This window comes from Streptomyces sp. NPDC088194, assembly GCF_040702025.1.
In the GTDB taxonomy this organism is placed as follows: Bacteria; Actinomycetota; Actinomycetes; order Streptomycetales; family Streptomycetaceae; genus Actinacidiphila.
This window is the reverse complement of the sequence record NZ_JBFBIV010000040.1, coordinates 28,145-43,926: the sequence shown is the minus strand read 5'-3', so window position 1 is coordinate 43,926 and position 15,782 is coordinate 28,145. Positions and strand designations below refer to the sequence as shown.

The window sequence follows — 15,782 nt, the reverse complement described above, 5'->3', positions numbered from 1 at the left end:
CGGACGCCGGCCGTGCGCCGTCGCCGGCCGCCGCCCGCGCCCGGGCGGCGGTGGAGCAGGCGCTGCGCGAGGCCGAACTCCCGTGGGAGTCACCCCGCGTGGGCACGTACGTCACCCAACTCCCGGGCACCCGCAAGCTGTCCACCACCACCCAGCTCATCGTCGGCGAGCACACCCTCTCCCTCAACGCCTTCGTGATCCGCCACCCCGACGAGAACCACGACGCCTTCCACCGCTGGCTGCTCGAACGCAACCTCCGTACGTACGGCGTCGGTTACGCCATCGACCGGCTCGGCGACGTCTACCTCGCCGGCCGGCTCCCGCTGGCCGCCGTCACCCCGGCGGAGGTCGACCGGCTCCTGGGCGCGGTCCTGGAGAACGCGGACGGCTCCTTCAACGTGCTGCTCGAACTCGGCTTCGCGTCCGCGATCCGCAAGGAGTACGCCTGGCGGGTGGCCCGCGGCGAGTCCACCCGAAACCTGGACGCGTTCACCCACCTGACCAAGCCGTCCTCCGAGGAGTAGCGGGCCGCCGCCCACCCCGGCGCCCGCCCTCTCCCCAGACGTCCACGTCTGCTGGAGGAGTCCGCGGCAGGCGGGTCTTACCCGTTCCCGTCGGAAGTCATCCCGCGTATCGTACCGGCGGACGCATGAGTGAATCGTATTCAGATTCATGAACTCGGTGGAAGGGCGGGGCCATGGCGGAGCACCCGGGCGGCGGGATGTGGGCGGAGTTCGCGGCGAATCCCTACGCGCACCCGCAGATCCCCTACGTGGCGCAGGCCGGCTGCGCGGACGGTGCCACCGACTTCCCCCGGCGCCAACTCCGGGCGCGCGTCGAGGAGTTCGGTGCGCGGGCGGACGGCACGGCGGACGCGGCGCCCGCGATCAACCGGGCGCTGCGTGAGGTGGGGGAGTCCGGCGGCGGGGCGGTGCTGCTGGGCCCCGGCACGTACCGGATCGACGACGTGGTGCAGGTCGGCTGGAGCGGCACCACGCTGCGGGGCGCGGGCAGCGGGCGGACCACGCTGTACGCGACCCGCCCGCTGGAGGAGATCGTCGGTGGCTACGGCAGCAGGTACGGCGGCGACAAGTCCAGCTGGTCGTGGGCGGGCGGCCTGGTCTGGATGTGTCCGGCGGCCCGCTACCGCGAGTTGACCGGCGCGATCCGCGAGCGGGACTGGCCGTTCGAGGGCTGGACCGGCAACCGCCGAACGGACTTCGAGCCGCTGGCCCGGGTCACCACGCAGTCCCGGCAGGGTAGTTGGAGCGTGCGGGTGGACGACCCCTCGTCGCTGCGGGCCGGCGACCGGGTCCTGCTGCAGTACGCCGACACCCCGTCCCATGGCCTGCTGCGGCACATGGCCGGCGACGTGCCGGGCGCGGCGGCGTACGACTGGTCGGACAAGACGAAGCTGCTGTCGTACCTGCCGTACGAGTGGCCGGTGCGGATCGTGTCCGTCGACGGGGACGAGATCGGCCTCGACCGGCCGCTGCCGCTGGACACCCGCTCGGAGTGGCAACCGACGTTCACCACCTGCGTGCGGCCGCTGACCGGCTCCGGAGTGGAGGGCCTGACGATCGCGACGGCGGCCGGCGAGCAGGGCCCGCACCTGCGGGACCGGGGCTGGAACGGCCTTGCCGCGCAATGCACTTGGGACTGCTGGGTGGACGATGTGCACGCGGTCGACGTCGACAACGGCTTTCTGATGGTCGCGGCGAAGGCCACCACCTTCCGGCGCACCCGCGTGGCCGGCCGCGGCTGCCACCACGCGTACGCCTGCCGCGAGGGCTCGCACGACAACCTCGTCACCGACTTCGCCGTCGAGCGCCGCACCACCCCGGCCCCGCCCGACGCCCAACTGCACGGCATCAACGTGGAGGGGCTGTCGTCCTACAACGTCTGGGCGGGCGGGCGGATGGAGATGGGGACCTTCGACACCCATCGCGGGCTGCCGTTCGCCTGCGTGCGTACCGACATCAGCTGCGAGAACGACGGCCGGCACGGTGGCGACCTGACCGCCGGGCCGCTCTACGGCGCCCGGTTCACCCACTGGAACATCACCGTCACCAACGGCCGGGCGGGCTGCGTCCGCATCGACGAGGTCGCCCCGCGCAGCGCGACGGTCGCGGTCTCCGAGGTCACCGAGTTCGCCCAGACCGACACCCCCGACTTCGCCGGCCCGCTCGACACCAGGCTCCAGTCCTACGGTGCCCCCGGTCCGGCCGCGGACGTCCCCGCGGATCTGTACCGGGCGCAGCGCGAACTGCTGCGGTGACGGGGGTGCGTGGCGGGGGTGCGTCGCGGGGGTGCGTGACGGGGGTGCGTGACGGGGGTGCGTGGCGGGGCGGGCGGAGGCGGTGCGGAGGCGGTGCGAGGGCAGTGCGGAGGCGGTGCGGTCAGACCGGGTCGAGGTCGTTCCCGGTCGGCGCGACGGGTGTTGGCGTCTGTGCGGCGAGCGGCGCCGCCGGAGCGGGCACCTCCGCGAGAAGCGGCGACGTACGCGTACGGAGCAGGCCGTAGTAGCCCGCGCCCGCCAGGGTGCCGACGGCCGCGCATCCCCACCAGACGGCGCCCCGCCCGAGGTGGTCCAGGGTGACGCCGCCCGCGAGCGGCCCGGCGAAGGCGGCGGCGGACCAGGACAGGGAGAACATGCCCTGGTAGCGGCCGCGCGCGGAGGCGGGGGCGAGGTCGGCGACCACCGACATGGACGCGGGGGCGTGCACGATCTCGCCGACCGTCCAGATCACGACGGTCAGCGCGTAGACCGCCACGGACCCGGCGAAGGCTGTGGCCCCGAACCCCCAGGCCATCAGCAGCGACCCCGTGGCCAGCAGGCCGGCCGCGCTGCGCGAACGCAGTGCCCGGGTGAGCGGGATCTGGAGCAGCACGATCACCAGGCCGTTCAGCGCGATCACCAGGCCGTACTGCCGCGCGGAGTAGCCGTCGGCGCCCATGTCGACCGCGAGGGTGGAGGAGCCCTGCTGCATCACCGCGCCGACCAGGAAGGTCAGGCCGACCACGGCCATGAAGCGGCGGTCGCGGGCGACGTCGGCGAGGGTGATCGGGCGGGCGGGGCCGGTGGTGGTGCGCGGATCGCGCTTCCCGGCTGCGGCGGTGCGTGCGGCCCTGCGGCCGGGCGCGGCACCCGACGTGGCGTGCGGCGCGGCCCGTGGCGCGGTGCTCGGCGCGGCGCTCGGCACGTCGTTCGGCAGCGTCTCCCGGACCTTGGCGAAGACCACCAGCGCACACAGCAGCGTGGTGACCGCGTCGCCGAGGAACAACCAGAGGTAGCCCTCGGCGGCGACGAAGCCCGCGACGGCCGCCGAGACGCCGAACCCTATGTTGATCGCCCAGTAGTTGAGGGAGAACGCGCGCACCCGGTCCTCCGGCGGCACCAGGTCGGAGATCATCGCGGAGAGCGCGGGGCGGGAGGCGTTGCCGACGAGGCCGAGGAGCGCGGCGACCGCGGCGACGGCGAGCGGTGCGGTGACCAGGCCGAGCACGGCGGTGGCCGCGGCGGCGCCGACCTGCGCGGTGAGCAGGGTGATCCGGCGCCCGATCCGGTCGGCCAGCACCCCGCCGAGCACGGCGCCGCCGGCCCCGCCCAGGCCGTAGAGCGCGGCCACCAGCCCGGCGTACGAAGGGGAGTAGCCGCGCTGCGCCGTCAGGTACAGCGCGAGGAAGGTCGCGACGAAGCCGCCCAGCCGGTTGACCAGGGTGCTTGTCCACAACCACCAGAACTGCCGGGGCAGCCCCGACATGGTCTCCCGCACCGTCGATGTAATAGTCGCTCTCACGATGCGCAGATTACATAGGCCGGTCGCGGGGCGCCACTCGATTTCCATTACGCTCAGAGGCATGGCTGCTGCTGCGTACAAGCTGATCCTGCTCCGCCACGGCGAGAGTGAGTGGAACGCGAAGAACCTCTTCACCGGCTGGGTGGACGTCAACCTCAACGACAAGGGTGAGAAGGAGGCGGTCCGGGGCGGCGAGCTGCTCAAGGACGCCGGCCTGCTCCCCGACGTGCTGCACACCTCCGTACTCAAGCGCGCGATCCGCACCTCCCAGCTCGCCCTGGAGGCGGCCGACCGGCTGTGGGTCCCGGTGCGGCGCTCCTGGCGGCTGAACGAGCGGCACTACGGCGCCCTCCAGGGCAAGGACAAGGCGCAGACCCTCGCGGAGTTCGGCGAGGAGCAGTTCATGCTCTGGCGCCGTTCCTACGACACCCCGCCGCCGGTGCTCGCCGACGGCGCCGAGTACTCCCAGTCCGACGACCCGCGCTACGCCACGATCCCGCCGGAGCTGCGTCCCCGCACCGAGTGCCTCAAGGACGTCGTTGAGCGGATGCTCCCGTACTGGTACGACGGCATCGTGCCCGACCTGCTCACCGGCCGCACCGTGCTCGTGGTCGCCCACGGCAACTCGCTGCGGGCCCTCGTCAAGCACCTCGACGGCATCTCCGACGCCGACATCGCCGGCCTGAACATCCCCACCGGCATCCCCCTCGCCTACGACCTCGACACCGACTTCCGCCCGGTCACCCCCGGCGGCACCTACCTCGACCCCGACGCCGCGGCCGCCGCGATCGAAGCGGTCAAGAACCAGGGCAAGAAGTAGCCCTTCCACCCCGCATGCCCCCTGCCTGCGGGTTCGTCCGCGGGAAGGGGGCATGCGCGTGTCCGGGGCCGTCTGTGGGCCGGCAGGCGTGGCGGTGCCGGCGACGGACGCGGGAACCTCCCTTTCCTGAGGCTTGGTTGTGGCGCAGGCAGGGGAGCCAGTAGGCAGGTGCCTGCGCCGGCGTGCGTTCGGGGAGGGGTCTCGCGCGGGTCGGGCGGTGGGGGATGGGATGGGCGAGCGAAGGCGTTGGCGTCTGCTGATCATTGCGTTGTGCGCCTGGGCTGTTTTCTGTGTCGCCGTGGATCGGTGGGTCTTTGGCGAGTCGTGGCGGCAAGTGGCCTGCATTCCCCTGCTCGTGGCACTTCCGATCCCCGTCGGGGAGTTCAGGCGACGGCGGCAGCGGAAGCGTTGCGCGCCGCCACCGCCGTTGTGATTTCCCCTGTCGGAGCTGGGTGGCGGGGTGGGGTCAGGCATGAAACGCGTCGTGGAGGGTGGTGGCGGTGAGGGTGATCGCGGCCTGGGCGGCGTGGGTTTCGCGGAGAGCGTCGACCATTACGGAGTCGGGGATGACGCCGCTGGTAGCGGACAGCGGCGCGCAGCACGTCCGCCTTGCCGGTGAGCACCAGGACCGGGGGCAGGCCGGCCGGTTGCTCGGTGGCGGCCCGCAGTGGCGAGGCGGCGATCTCGGCGCGCTCCGCCTCGCTGGTCGTGTGCTGGCCCCAGATCCACCTCATGCCTCGCGGGCGACAGCTCACCGCCGACGTGACGGCTGGTTGGCTCCCGCGCGGACGTACGCCGCCGCGGCTGCACCGGCCCGCTGGGCTGCCGGCCCCGGCATGCGTGGGCTCCGCCCGGTCGACCGGGCGGAGCCTGGATACGCGTGCTGGTGGGAGGACCTAGTGGGAGCAGCCGCTGCACTGGCAGGGGCTGCCGGACTGGCAGCCGCAGCCGCAGCCCGAGCCGCAGCCGCAGGCGGCGACCAGGGGGAGCGGGGTGCGCAGGGGGGACGCGTTCTCTGGCGCGGGGCGGTCGCGGTCGCGTACGGGCGGTGGGGTGGGGGACTGCGGCATCGGTGACACCCTCCTCAGGCTTGCCTGACCACCAGTGAACCCCGGCGTGTTCCGGTGTTCAAGGGCGCACGAGCGCATCCCGGGCAGGCGCCGACGCCGCGCGCGCCCCCTCCGCCTGGCCGCCACGCGCGCCACGCCGCCGGCCCCGGGCCGGGACCGTCGACCGTTGACCCGGACCCGGGCCCGGGGGCCCTGCCGTGCGCCGCCGCCGGCCCGGAGCCGCTGACCGGCCCGCCGTAGGACGCGCCTCACCGTAAGACGCGCCCCCGCCGTTACGCGCCCTCGACCGACGTCGGGGTCGGGCTCAGCTCGTCCGCGTGCTCGCCCGTCACCAGGTAGACCACCCGCTTGGCGACCGAGACCGCGTGGTCGGCGAAGCGCTCGTAGTACCGGCCGACCAGTGTGACGTCGACCGCGGTCTCGATGCCGTGCTTCCAGCGGTCGTCGAGGAGGTGCTGGAAGAGCGTGCGGTGCAGCTCGTCCATGCGGTCGTCGTCCGCTTCGAGCTGGAGCGCGTCGTCGACGTCCTTGGTGATGATCACCTCGGCGGCCTTCGCCATCAGCCGCTGCGCGAGCTGGCCCATCTCCAGGATGGTGCTGTGCAGGTCGCGCGGCACGGCCGACTCCGGGAAGCGCAGCCGGGCGAGCTTGGCCACGTGCCGCGCCAGGTCGCCCGAGCGCTCCAGGTCGGCGCTCATCCGCAGGCTCGTCACGACGATCCGCAGATCGGTGGCGACCGGCTGCTGCCGGGCGAGCAGCGTGATCGCGCGGTTCTCCAGCTCGCGCTGGAGGTCGTCGACCTTCTCGTCCGCGGCGATCACGCTCTCCGCGACCTTGAGGTCCGCGTCCAGCATCGCGGTGGTGGCACGGCCGATCGCGGACCCGACCAGCCGGGCCATCTCGACCAGCCCGTCACCGATCGAGTCAAGCTCCTCGTGGTATGCGTCCCGCATCGCTTTCCTTCCGTACAGGCCGAGGGCACACATGCCGTGGCCGAAACGTGTGCTCAGAAACTGTGCTCAAAAGAGAGGCTTCTCCTCCACGCTCACACGCTGATGGGTGTACGCGTACCGATCGCGCCTCGCAGATGAATCAGGACCTTCCTCAAGGTGAACTCTTGGCAACGTACATCCGAGAGCTCGCTCCCGGGGTTGTAAAGCAATTGAGCAGGCCACCTAACCTGTAGGTGTGGACGTGAACGCGGCAGTAGCCGCCGCCAGCGCGATAGCCGGTCTCCTGACCGGCGCCAGCGCCGTACTCGCGTTCCGGTGGAGCGAGCGGGAACAGGCCCGGCCCACCCGCAAAGCGCAACGGACCGACAACATGACCGCTGTACTACCGCCGGGCGTGGACACCGTCCTGTCCGTGCTCCGTTCCTCCGCCGTCGTCCTCGACGAAGGCGACACCGTGGTCAAGGCCAGCTCGGCGGCGTACGCCCTCGGGCTGGTCCGCGGCGGCCGGCTGGCCGTCGACCAGATGCTCCAGATGGCCCGCGAGACCCGCAGGGACGGTGAGATACGCCAGGTCGAGCTGGACCTGCCACGCCGCGGTGCCGGGCGGGGCGAGGGGCTGGCGGTCTCCGCCCGGGTCGCCCCGCTGGGCTCCCGGCTGGTGCTGCTGCTGGTGGAGGACCTGACCGAGGCCCGCCGGATCGAGGCGGTGCGCCGCGACTTCGTGGCGAATGTCAGCCACGAGCTGAAGACCCCGGTCGGCGCCCTCTCGCTGCTCTCCGAAGCGGTGATGGACGCGTCCGACGACCCCGAGGCGGTCAACCGCTTCGCCGGCCGCATGCAGATCGAGGCCACCCGGCTGACCAGCCTGGTGCAGGAGATCATCGACCTGTCCCGGGTCCAGGACGACGACGCCCTCGTCGACGCCGAGCCGGTCGCCGTGGACGACCTCGTCGCCGAGGCCGTCGACCGCTGCCGGCAGCCCGCCAACTCCAAGCAGATCACCATGGCCACCGGCACCACCCCCGATCTCTTCATCTGGGGCAACCGGGGCCAGCTCGCCGCCGCCCTCGGCAATCTCGTCGAGAACGCCGTCAACTACAGTCCGGCCCGCACCCGGGTCGGCATCGCCGGCCGCCGGATCAGCGCGGCCGGCGGGGATCTGATCGAGATCTCCGTGACCGACCAGGGCATCGGCATCTCCGAGCGGGACCGCGAACGGGTCTTCGAGCGCTTCTACCGGGTCGACCCGGCGCGCTCGCGGGCCACCGGCGGCACCGGTCTCGGACTGTCCATCGTCAAACACGTGGCTGCCTCGCACGGCGGGGAGGTCACGGTGTGGAGCGCCGAGGGACAGGGCTCCACCTTCACGCTGCGCCTGCCCGAGGCAGCCCGCGGCCGTCCCCCGGAACCGGGCTCCGGATCGGACCGATCCGACCGCTCCGACCTGCCCCACCAGCCGGAACGGTCCCACCCGTCCGCCCGTTCCGACCCGGACGAGCAGTACGACGACGCCGTCGACGAGCCGACGGACGACAAGCTCTTCCAGACCCTCCCCGAACACATCCCCGCCCCGGAGGTCCTCCCGTGACCCGCGTACTCGTCGTAGAGGACGAAGAGTCCTTCAGCGACGCGCTGTCGTACATGCTCCGCAAGGAGGGCTTCGAGGTCGCGATCTCCGCGACCGGGCCCGACGCGCTGGACGAGTTCGAGCGCAACGGCGCCGACCTGGTACTGCTCGACCTGATGCTGCCGGGCCTGCCCGGCACCGAGGTCTGCCGCCAGCTTCGGCTCAAGTCCAATGTCCCGGTGATCATGGTGACCGCCAAGGACAGCGAGATCGACAAGGTGGTCGGCCTGGAAATAGGTGCCGACGACTATGTGACCAAGCCCTTCTCCTCCCGGGAGCTGGTCGCCCGTATCCGTGCGGTGCTGCGCCGCCGGGGCGAGCCGGAGGAGATCTCGCCGGCCGCCCTGGAGGCCGGTCCGGTCCGGATGGACGTGGACCGGCACGTGGTGACCGTCGGCGGCGGCAAGGTGGACCTCCCGCTGAAGGAGTTCGACCTGCTGGAGATGCTGCTGCGCAACGCCGGGCGCGTGCTCACCCGGATGCAGCTCATCGACCGGGTCTGGGGCGCGGACTACGTCGGCGACACCAAGACCCTCGACGTCCACGTCAAGCGACTGCGGGCGAAGATCGAGCCGGACCCGGGCGCGCCGCGCTACCTGGTGACGGTCCGCGGCCTCGGGTACAAGTTCGAGCCGTAGGCCGGCCCGGCGCGCCGCGAACGGTAAGGGGCTCGACACCTGGTGTCGAGCCCCTTACGTCGTCTACCTGCGCGTGCCTACGCCTTGGGCGTCTCCGTGCCGGTCGGCGTGCCCGTCGAGGTGCCGGACGTCTTGTCCGAGGACTTGCCGGACGACTTGCCTGACGTCTTGTCCGAGGACTTGCCGGAGGTCTTGTCGGACGACCCGGGCGAGCCGGTCGGCGTGGAACCCGTCGTCGGCGTCGTCGGCGCGGTCGTCGTGGGCAGCGAACCCGGCCCGTACGGCGCGAAGTAACTGCTCGCCGGCGTCACGTTGACTTCCATCTTCACCGCGCCGGACGAGCTGAAGGAGAAGACCGCGTTCTGGACGTCGCCGTCGCGCAGCGCCTCGTTCCGCCCGGGCAGGACCGCTGCGGGGTTGCCCTTGCCGCCGATCAGCACGCTGCCGTGCGCCGGCACGCTGATCGTCGACCCGCCGTGCGCGCCCTTGAGCGTGGCCATCGTGGTCCCGCCGATCTGCACGGACTGCAGGCTCTGGGCGGAGGAGCCGTTGTTGAACAGGCGGGCGGTGAGGGTCGCCGGTCCGCTCGGGTCGGTGAGCACGAAGGCGTTCTGCACCTTCACGTTCCCCGTCGACCCCGAGTCGCTGTCCGGGTGAACCTCCAGCGTCGCCGCGTCGTTGCCGGCCGAACAGGCGGCGGCGAGAGGCGCGAGCGAGAGCGCGAGTACGGCGGCGAGAGCGCCGCGACGGATGCTGCGGACCACGGCGGCGGCATCTCCTTGGGCAGGGTACGGAAGATCTTCCAGCGGCCTTACATTACCGACGCCACGCCCTCGGCCGCGCACCGGCCCCGCCATTAGGGCGCGTTGATTACCGGCGCGCCCCAAGATCGGTCACGGGGCCTTTTCCATGATCGGGCAAAATTCGATCTTCGGACGGCCGGTAACCGGCCACCGGCCCGAACGGCGTAGCGATGGTGCACTCCGGTGGAGGCGACAAATCGGGACGTATCGCCCGTTGTTCGGGGCCGTTCGGGGCTGTAACGGGTACGTTTCGGGCCCGGCGTATACCGGCTCCGACCTGCGAATACCCCGTCGCGGGCGCCCCCTCCAGCACGTTCCGGGGGCGGTTGTCAAGCCCCGAGATATGCCCTGACCTGCGGAAACGCCATTCAGAAGACGCCGTTCCCGTGTTACCCTGGATAGCCACGGAAGGGGTACCTGTCACATGACGTTCAAGGTTGGCGACACCGTGGTCTATCCCCATCACGGGGCCGCGCTGATCGAAGCGATCGAAATTCGCCAGATCAAAGGCGTGGACAAGACCTACTTGGTGCTCAAGGTCGCCCAGGGCGACTTGACGGTACGCGTGCCCGCGGACAATGCGGAGTTCGTCGGCGTACGCGACGTGGTCGGTCAGGACGGTTTGGACCGGGTCTTCGAGGTGCTGCGCGCGCCGTACACCGAGGAGCCCACCAACTGGTCCCGCCGCTACAAGGCAAATCTGGAGAAGCTCGCGTCCGGCGACGTCATCAAGGTCGCGGAGGTCGTGCGCGACTTGTGGCGGCGCGAGCGCGAGCGCGGCCTGTCGGCGGGTGAGAAGCGCATGCTCGCCAAGGCGCGACAGATCCTGGTCAGCGAACTCGCACTGGCCGAGAACACCAACGAGGACAAGGCCGAGACTCTGCTCGACGAGGTCCTCGCGTCGTAAGACCGTCCCTTTTCGGACGTTCTCGTGTCGCGTCCTTGCCGGTGTGAGACCCCACGCCGCCCCATGTGACGTACCGACTTACGCAGACGCACCCCCGGCCACCCCCGGGGGACCTGCCGCGGCACCCGGTTGAGCAGGATGACCGGGTGCTGCGGCATGCTGATGCCACGGCATGCCCCTCGTGCCGGGCGAGCGAAGGTCCTCCGGAGGTCACGGAAGGGGTCCGGAGGAACACCGCGCCAGGCACTCTGAGTGCGATACCCATCTGACACAAGGACACAAACCTGCGTACCGCCGCTGTCATTCCCGCCGCCGGACGTGGCGTCCGGCTCGGCCCCGGCGCGCCCAAGGCGCTGCGCACCCTTGGCGGGGTGCCGATCCTCGTCCACGCGGTCCGCGCGATGGCCGCGGCCCGGGCCGTCCAGGTCATCGTCGTGGTCGCCCCGCCCGACGGCGCGGCCGAGGTCAGGGCGCTGCTCGACGCCCACGAACTGCCCGAGGCGACCGCCGTCACCGTCGTCCCCGGCGGCGAGTCCCGGCAGGACTCGGTACGGCTCGGCCTGGCCGCGCTGCCCGACGACGTCGACGTGGTGCTGGTCCACGACGCGGCCCGCCCGCTGGTGCCGGTGGAGACCGTCGAGGGTGTGGTCGAGGCGGTGCGCGCCGGCGCGCCGGCCGTCGTCCCCGGCCTCCCGCTCGCCGACACCGTCAAGAGCGTGGAACCGGAGACCGGCGCGGTCACCGGCACCCCGCAGCGCGCTCTGCTGCGCGCCGTGCAGACACCGCAGGGCTTCGACCGGGCCGTACTCGCCAAGGCGCACGCCACCGTCACCCAGGACGTCACGGACGACGCGAGCATGGTCGAGCAGCTCGGCGTGCCGGTCCGGGTGGTGCCCGGACACGAAGAGGCGTTCAAGGTGACCCGTCCGCTGGACCTCGTGCTCGCCGAGGCCGTACTCGCCCGCAGGAGGGCCCATGGCCACTGAGGAGCACAGCGCAGGACCGTACGACGGCGGGCTGCCGGGGCTGCCGCAGGTCGGCATCGGCACCGACATCCACGCCTTCGAGGAGGGCCGCGAGCTGTGGTGCGCGGGCCTGAAGTGGGAGGGCGAGGGGACCGGCCTCGCCGGGCACTCCGACGCCGACGTGGTCGCGCACGCCGCGTGCAACGCGCTGTTCTCCGCGGCCGGGCTCGGCGACCTCGGCGCGCACTTCGGCACCGGGCGGCCCGAGTGGGCGGGGGCGTCGGGGCTGACGCTCCTCGCCGAGGCCGCCCGGATCGTCCGGGACGCGGGGTTCGTGGTCGGGAACGTGGCCGTCCAGGTGGTCGGGCAGCGGCCCAAGATCGGGAGGCGGCGCGACGAGGCGCAGCGGGTACTGGCCACCGCCGTGGGGGCGCCGGTCTTCGTCAGCGCCGCCACCACGGACGGGCTGGGCTTCACCGGCCGCGGTGAAGGGCTCGCCGCGATCGCCACGGCGCTGGTGGTACGGACCGCGCGCACGACCGCGTCCTGACGGTTCCCGGACCGTCCGTGCGGGGCCGGCCGGCCGTGGTGTGTCGAGGAGATGTCAGGATCGGGCAGAGGGGGCGGGCCGCTCACGTGGAGCCACTACCCTTGTCCCCGTGACTATTCGCCTGTACGACACCAACGCGCGCCAGGTTCGTGATTTCGCCCCGCTCACGCCGGGCCGCGTCTCGATCTACCTGTGTGGCGCCACCGTGCAGGCGGCCCCGCACATCGGCCATATCCGGTCCGGTCTGAACTTCGACATCATGCGCCGGTGGTTCGGCTACCGCGGCTACGAAGTGACCTTCGTGCGCAACGTGACGGACATCGACGACAAGATCATCAGGAAGGCGGCCGAGCAGGACCGCCCCTGGTGGGCGATCGGGTACGAGAACGAGCGCGCCTTCACCAGTGGTTACGACGCGCTCGGCTGCCTCCCGCCGACCTACGAGCCGCGGGCCACCGGCCACGTGCCGGAGATGATCGCGATGATGCGCGGCCTGATCGAGCGCGGCCACGCCTACGAGGCCGACGGGAACGTCTACTTCGATGTGCGCTCGTTCCCCGACTACCTGGAGCTGTCCAACCAGGAGCTGGACAACCTGCGGCAGCCGGAGGGCGACGGCGAGACCGGCAAGCGCGACCAGCGGGACTTCGCGATGTGGAAGGCCGCCAAGCCCGGCGAGCCGTCGTGGGAGACCCCGTGGGGCCGCGGCCGGCCCGGCTGGCACCTGGAGTGCTCGGCGATGGCCCACAAGTACCTGGGCCGCGTCTTCGACATCCACGGCGGCGGCATCGACCTGATCTTCCCGCACCACGAGAACGAGATCGCCCAGGCGAAGGCGTACGGCGACGAGTTCGCCCGGTACTGGGTGCACAACGCGTGGGTCACCATGAGCGGCGAGAAGATGAGCAAGTCGCTCGGCAACTCGGTGCTGGTCTCCGAGATGGTGCGGCGCTGGCGGCCGATCGTGCTGCGCTACTACCTGGGCACCCCGCACTACCGCTCGATGATCGAGTACAGCGAGGAGGCCCTGCGCGAGGCCGAGTCGGCGTTCGCCCGGATCGAGGGCTTCGCGCAGCGCGTGGTGGAGAAGGCGGGTGTGGTCGAGCCGGCCGCCGAGGTCCCGCCGGCCTTCGCCGAGGCGATGGACGACGACATGGGCGTCCCGCAGGCGCTGGCCGTGGTGCACACCACGGTCCGGCAGGGCAACAGCGCGCTCACCGCCGACGACAAGGAGACGGCGGTCGCGCGTCTGGCCGAGGTCCGTGCGATGCTCGGAGTACTGGGTCTCGACCCTCTCGACCCGCACTGGAGCGGCTCCGAGGGCGGCGACGACCTGCACGGCGTCGTCGACTCCCTGGTGCAGCTGGTCCTGGAGCAGCGGCAGTCCGCGCGGTCCCGCAAGGACTACGGCACCGCCGACGCCATCCGCGACCAGCTCGTCCAGGCGGGTCTGGAGATCGAGGACACCCCGACCGGCTCGCGCTGGACGCTCAGGGGCTGACCTCGGCGACCGGCCCGCAGGGGCCGGTCTTCCAGGGGTTGGCCTCCGGGGTCGGCCTCCGGTGTTCACCGGCTCGCGGGACCCGTGGAGCTTTGCAGCGTTCGACCGAAGAAGTGAGAGTGTCCCATGGCCGGGAACAGCCAGCGCAGGAACCGCCGTACGTCCAACAAGAAGGGCGCCACGGTCGGCAGTGGCGGGCAGCGCCGCAAGGCCCTCGAGGGCAAGGGCCCCACGCCGCCGGCCGAGGTGCGCAAGGGGCACAAGAAGAACCGGGTCGCCAACGCGCAGGCCCGCAGGACCGTCTCGTCGCAGTCCCGCCGGCCCTCGGGCCGCGGTGCCAAGTCGACCTCGGAGATGGTGGTCGGGCGCAACCCGGTGGTCGAGGCGCTGCGCGCCGACATCCCCGCGACGGCCGTCTACGTCCAGCAGTACATCGAGAACGACGAACGGGTGCGCGAGGCCGTGACGCTCGCCACCGACCGCGGGGTGCCGCTGCTGGAGGCGCCGCGGCCGGAGCTCGACCGGATCACCGCGGGGCTGAACCACCAGGGGCTGGTGCTCCAGATCCCGCCCTACGAGTACGCCCACCCCGAGGACCTGGTGGCGTCCGCCGCCGGCCGCGGCGAGGACCCGCTGATCGTGGCGCTCGACGGCGTCACCGACCCGCGCAACCTCGGCGCCGTGGTGCGCTCGGTCGCCGCGTTCGGCGGGCACGGCGTGGTGGTGCCCGAGCGGCGCGCGGCGGGTATGACCGCGGGCGCCTGGAAGACCTCCGCGGGCACCGCCGCCCGGGTGCCGGTGGCCCGCGCCACCAACCTCACCCGCACCCTTGAGGCGTACCAGAAGGCCGGGCTGACTGTGGTCGGGCTGGCCGCCGACGGGGAACTGGAACTCCAGGACCTGGAACTGCTGGACGGCCCGGTGGTCGTGGTGGCCGGCAGCGAGGGCAAGGGGCTGTCCCGGCTGGTCGGCGAGACGTGCGACGTGCGGGTGCGGATTCCGATGCCGGGCGGCGCCGAGTCGCTCAACGCGGGTGTCGCCGCCGGCGTGGTGCTGTACGAGGCGTCCCGCCGCCGCGCGTCACGCTGACGCCGCCAGGGGAGCACGGGGTGTACGGAGTGCCAGCGGGGTACGGGTGCGGGGTGCCAGGGGTGTCAGGGGTGTAAGGGCTGCCGCCCAGGAGCGGCGCCCTTACCGGCCGGGCGAGCCCGGGGCGGCCCACCGGGTTCCTAGCAGGGGTACTCCCACTTGCGGGTGATCGCGCGCAGCGGCTCCGGGACGTCCTCCGGGCTCGGCAGCGGGCGCGGTGCCTGGACCCGCCCCGACTTGATCTTGTCGCTCCAGTCGCCCATCGCGACCTGGAACGGGCCGTGGTCCTGGCGCCCGTAACGCACCATCTTCGGCGTCCAGTCGACGCCCAGGAACGTACACAGCCGCCGGCACTCCGCCTCGGGGTCGGCGGTCAGGTCCTCGTAGCGGACGGTGAGGCCGTCGAGCGCGCCGCGGGCGGCGTCGACCTGCTCGACGTAGCGCCGGATGTGCCGGACCGTCCAGTCGATGCCCTTGTCCGGCCGGGAGTCCATCTGGGAGGCGACCACCGAGGCGGGGTGGCGCAGCAGGAAGATGAACCGGGCCCGGGGCCACGCCTCGTGCAGCCGCTGCCACTGGTCGGCGTTGCCCGGCGTCTTGTCGACGATGACCTTCTTCTCGCTGCGCACCAGCTCGCGGTGGAGCACCCGGTCCCACAGCAGGTGCTCCAACTCCCGCTGGTCCAGGTCGAGCAGGCCCATCGCCTTCTCGGTGTAGGGCTCGGCGTAGGTCAGGGTGAGGGTGCGCAGGTGCATCTCGTGCGGGGCGCGGACGTCGGGATGGCTGTTGAGCAGCACCCGCAGCAGCGTGGAGCCCGAACGGATCGAGGAGATGACGAACACCGGGTCGGGCACCAGGCGGGTCGCCTCGGGCCCGAGCACCGGGGGAGGCGCGGTGATCACCCGCCGGGCCTTGAGGCGGACCCGCCGGGCGAGCCGGCGCACTCGGGGGTCGTGCAGGATCATCGCACCGCTCCTGGACCGGGACTTGGGCTGACCACCGCATCCTGCTGGCGGTTTCTTGGTGCCGCCTTGGTGACACCATGGGAGGGGGATGAGA

The 15,782-nt window shown here is 72.0% G+C and carries 14 protein-coding genes and 1 pseudogene; 10 read left to right on the top strand and 5 right to left on the bottom strand.

The window, feature by feature from the left end:
* The first annotated feature begins 50 nt into the window (after window positions 1-50).
* A complete protein-coding gene (locus AB0399_RS22480) occupies window positions 51-524 on the top strand; it encodes a YbjN domain-containing protein (RefSeq protein WP_366412554.1) in 474 nt (157 codons plus the stop codon).
* A 173-nt stretch (window positions 525-697) separates the two neighbouring features.
* Window positions 698-2,278 (top strand): glycosyl hydrolase family 28-related protein, encoded by a 1,581-nt coding sequence (locus AB0399_RS22475; RefSeq protein ID WP_366412531.1) that lies wholly within the window; start codon window positions 698-700, stop codon window positions 2,276-2,278.
* A gap of 121 nt (window positions 2,279-2,399) precedes the next feature.
* Here AB0399_RS22475 and AB0399_RS22470 read toward each other — a convergent pair whose 3' ends face one another.
* On the bottom strand, window positions 2,400-3,764 hold the full coding sequence (locus AB0399_RS22470) for an MFS transporter (protein WP_366412553.1): 1,365 nt from the start codon (window positions 3,762-3,764) through the stop codon (window positions 2,400-2,402).
* A 97-nt stretch (window positions 3,765-3,861) separates the two neighbouring features.
* Here AB0399_RS22470 and AB0399_RS22465 point away from each other — a divergent pair, with 97 nt between their 5' ends.
* Entirely contained in the window at window positions 3,862-4,620 is a 759-nt protein-coding gene (locus AB0399_RS22465; RefSeq protein ID WP_366412530.1) for a phosphoglyceromutase, read from the top strand.
* A 466-nt stretch (window positions 4,621-5,086) separates the two neighbouring features.
* On the opposite strand, the pseudogene AB0399_RS22460 reads toward AB0399_RS22465, so the two are convergent.
* Together AB0399_RS22460 and phoU are read right to left on the bottom strand one after the other, a co-directional pair.
* Window positions 5,087-5,357, bottom strand: a pseudogene (locus tag AB0399_RS22460) (alpha/beta hydrolase fold domain-containing protein); the annotation flags it as partial.
* 605 nt (window positions 5,358-5,962) lie between these two features.
* Window positions 5,963-6,643, bottom strand: coding sequence for a phosphate signaling complex protein PhoU (phoU, locus tag AB0399_RS22455; protein WP_328467578.1), 681 nt, complete (start codon window positions 6,641-6,643; stop codon window positions 5,963-5,965).
* A 235-nt stretch (window positions 6,644-6,878) separates the two neighbouring features.
* Between phoU and AB0399_RS22450 the strand changes: the two genes are divergently transcribed.
* Together AB0399_RS22450 and AB0399_RS22445 are read left to right on the top strand one after the other, a co-directional pair.
* Complete coding sequence (locus AB0399_RS22450; protein WP_329366180.1) at window positions 6,879-8,231, top strand: ATP-binding protein; 1,353 nt, start codon at window positions 6,879-6,881, stop codon at window positions 8,229-8,231.
* A complete protein-coding gene (locus AB0399_RS22445; RefSeq protein WP_031525271.1) occupies window positions 8,228-8,908 on the top strand; it encodes a response regulator transcription factor in 681 nt (226 codons plus the stop codon). The genes AB0399_RS22450 and AB0399_RS22445 overlap by 4 nt, the downstream gene beginning before the upstream one ends.
* A 77-nt stretch (window positions 8,909-8,985) precedes the next feature.
* On the opposite strand, the gene AB0399_RS22440 is transcribed toward AB0399_RS22445, so the two are convergent.
* Complete coding sequence (locus AB0399_RS22440; RefSeq protein WP_366412529.1) at window positions 8,986-9,672, bottom strand: DUF461 domain-containing protein; 687 nt, start codon at window positions 9,670-9,672, stop codon at window positions 8,986-8,988.
* Window positions 9,673-10,135: 463 nt separating this feature from the next.
* Here AB0399_RS22440 and AB0399_RS22435 point away from each other — a divergent pair, with 463 nt between their 5' ends.
* The 5 genes from AB0399_RS22435 to rlmB all read left to right on the top strand — a co-directional run bounded on the left by AB0399_RS22435 (window position 10,136) and on the right by rlmB (window position 14,723).
* A complete protein-coding gene (locus tag AB0399_RS22435) occupies window positions 10,136-10,618 on the top strand; it encodes a CarD family transcriptional regulator (RefSeq protein ID WP_103889522.1) in 483 nt (160 codons plus the stop codon).
* A 284-nt stretch (window positions 10,619-10,902) separates the two neighbouring features.
* On the top strand, window positions 10,903-11,604 hold the full coding sequence (gene ispD, locus AB0399_RS22430; RefSeq protein ID WP_328474354.1) for a 2-C-methyl-D-erythritol 4-phosphate cytidylyltransferase: 702 nt from the start codon (window positions 10,903-10,905) through the stop codon (window positions 11,602-11,604).
* On the top strand, window positions 11,594-12,133 hold the full coding sequence (ispF, locus tag AB0399_RS22425; RefSeq protein WP_366412528.1) for a 2-C-methyl-D-erythritol 2,4-cyclodiphosphate synthase: 540 nt from the start codon (window positions 11,594-11,596) through the stop codon (window positions 12,131-12,133). Before ispD ends, ispF begins: the two co-directional genes overlap by 11 nt.
* Before the next feature lie 109 nt (window positions 12,134-12,242).
* Window positions 12,243-13,634 carry a cysteine--tRNA ligase gene (cysS, locus tag AB0399_RS22420; RefSeq protein WP_329366174.1) on the top strand — a complete coding sequence of 464 codons (1,392 nt, stop codon included), beginning with the start codon at window positions 12,243-12,245 and terminating at the stop codon, window positions 13,632-13,634.
* Between the two features lie 126 nt (window positions 13,635-13,760).
* A complete protein-coding gene (rlmB, locus tag AB0399_RS22415; RefSeq protein ID WP_329366172.1) occupies window positions 13,761-14,723 on the top strand; it encodes a 23S rRNA (guanosine(2251)-2'-O)-methyltransferase RlmB in 963 nt (320 codons plus the stop codon).
* A 140-nt stretch (window positions 14,724-14,863) separates the two neighbouring features.
* On the opposite strand, the gene AB0399_RS22410 is transcribed toward rlmB, so the two are convergent.
* The gene (locus AB0399_RS22410; protein ID WP_329366170.1) at window positions 14,864-15,688 is read right to left on the bottom strand and encodes a sulfotransferase; all 825 of its coding nucleotides are present in this window, start codon (window positions 15,686-15,688) and stop codon (window positions 14,864-14,866) included.
* Between the last annotated feature and the right edge of the window lie 94 nt (window positions 15,689-15,782).

Excerpts from the sequence above, each read along its gene's own strand:
- AB0399_RS22475 (WP_366412531.1), top strand. The coding sequence starts at position 698 with ATGGCGGAGCACCCGGGCGGCGGGATGTGGGCGGAGTTCGCGGCGAAT.
- AB0399_RS22470 (WP_366412553.1), bottom strand. The coding sequence starts at position 3,764 with ATGTCGGGGCTGCCCCGGCAGTTCTGGTGGTTGTGGACAAGCACCCTG.
- AB0399_RS22465 (WP_366412530.1), top strand. The coding sequence starts at position 3,862 with ATGGCTGCTGCTGCGTACAAGCTGATCCTGCTCCGCCACGGCGAGAGT.
- phoU (WP_328467578.1), bottom strand. The coding sequence starts at position 6,643 with ATGCGGGACGCATACCACGAGGAGCTTGACTCGATCGGTGACGGGCTG.
- AB0399_RS22435 (WP_103889522.1), top strand. The coding sequence starts at position 10,136 with ATGACGTTCAAGGTTGGCGACACCGTGGTCTATCCCCATCACGGGGCC.
- ispF (WP_366412528.1), top strand. The coding sequence starts at position 11,594 with ATGGCCACTGAGGAGCACAGCGCAGGACCGTACGACGGCGGGCTGCCG.
- rlmB (WP_329366172.1), top strand. The coding sequence starts at position 13,761 with ATGGCCGGGAACAGCCAGCGCAGGAACCGCCGTACGTCCAACAAGAAG.
- AB0399_RS22410 (WP_329366170.1), bottom strand. The coding sequence starts at position 15,688 with ATGATCCTGCACGACCCCCGAGTGCGCCGGCTCGCCCGGCGGGTCCGC.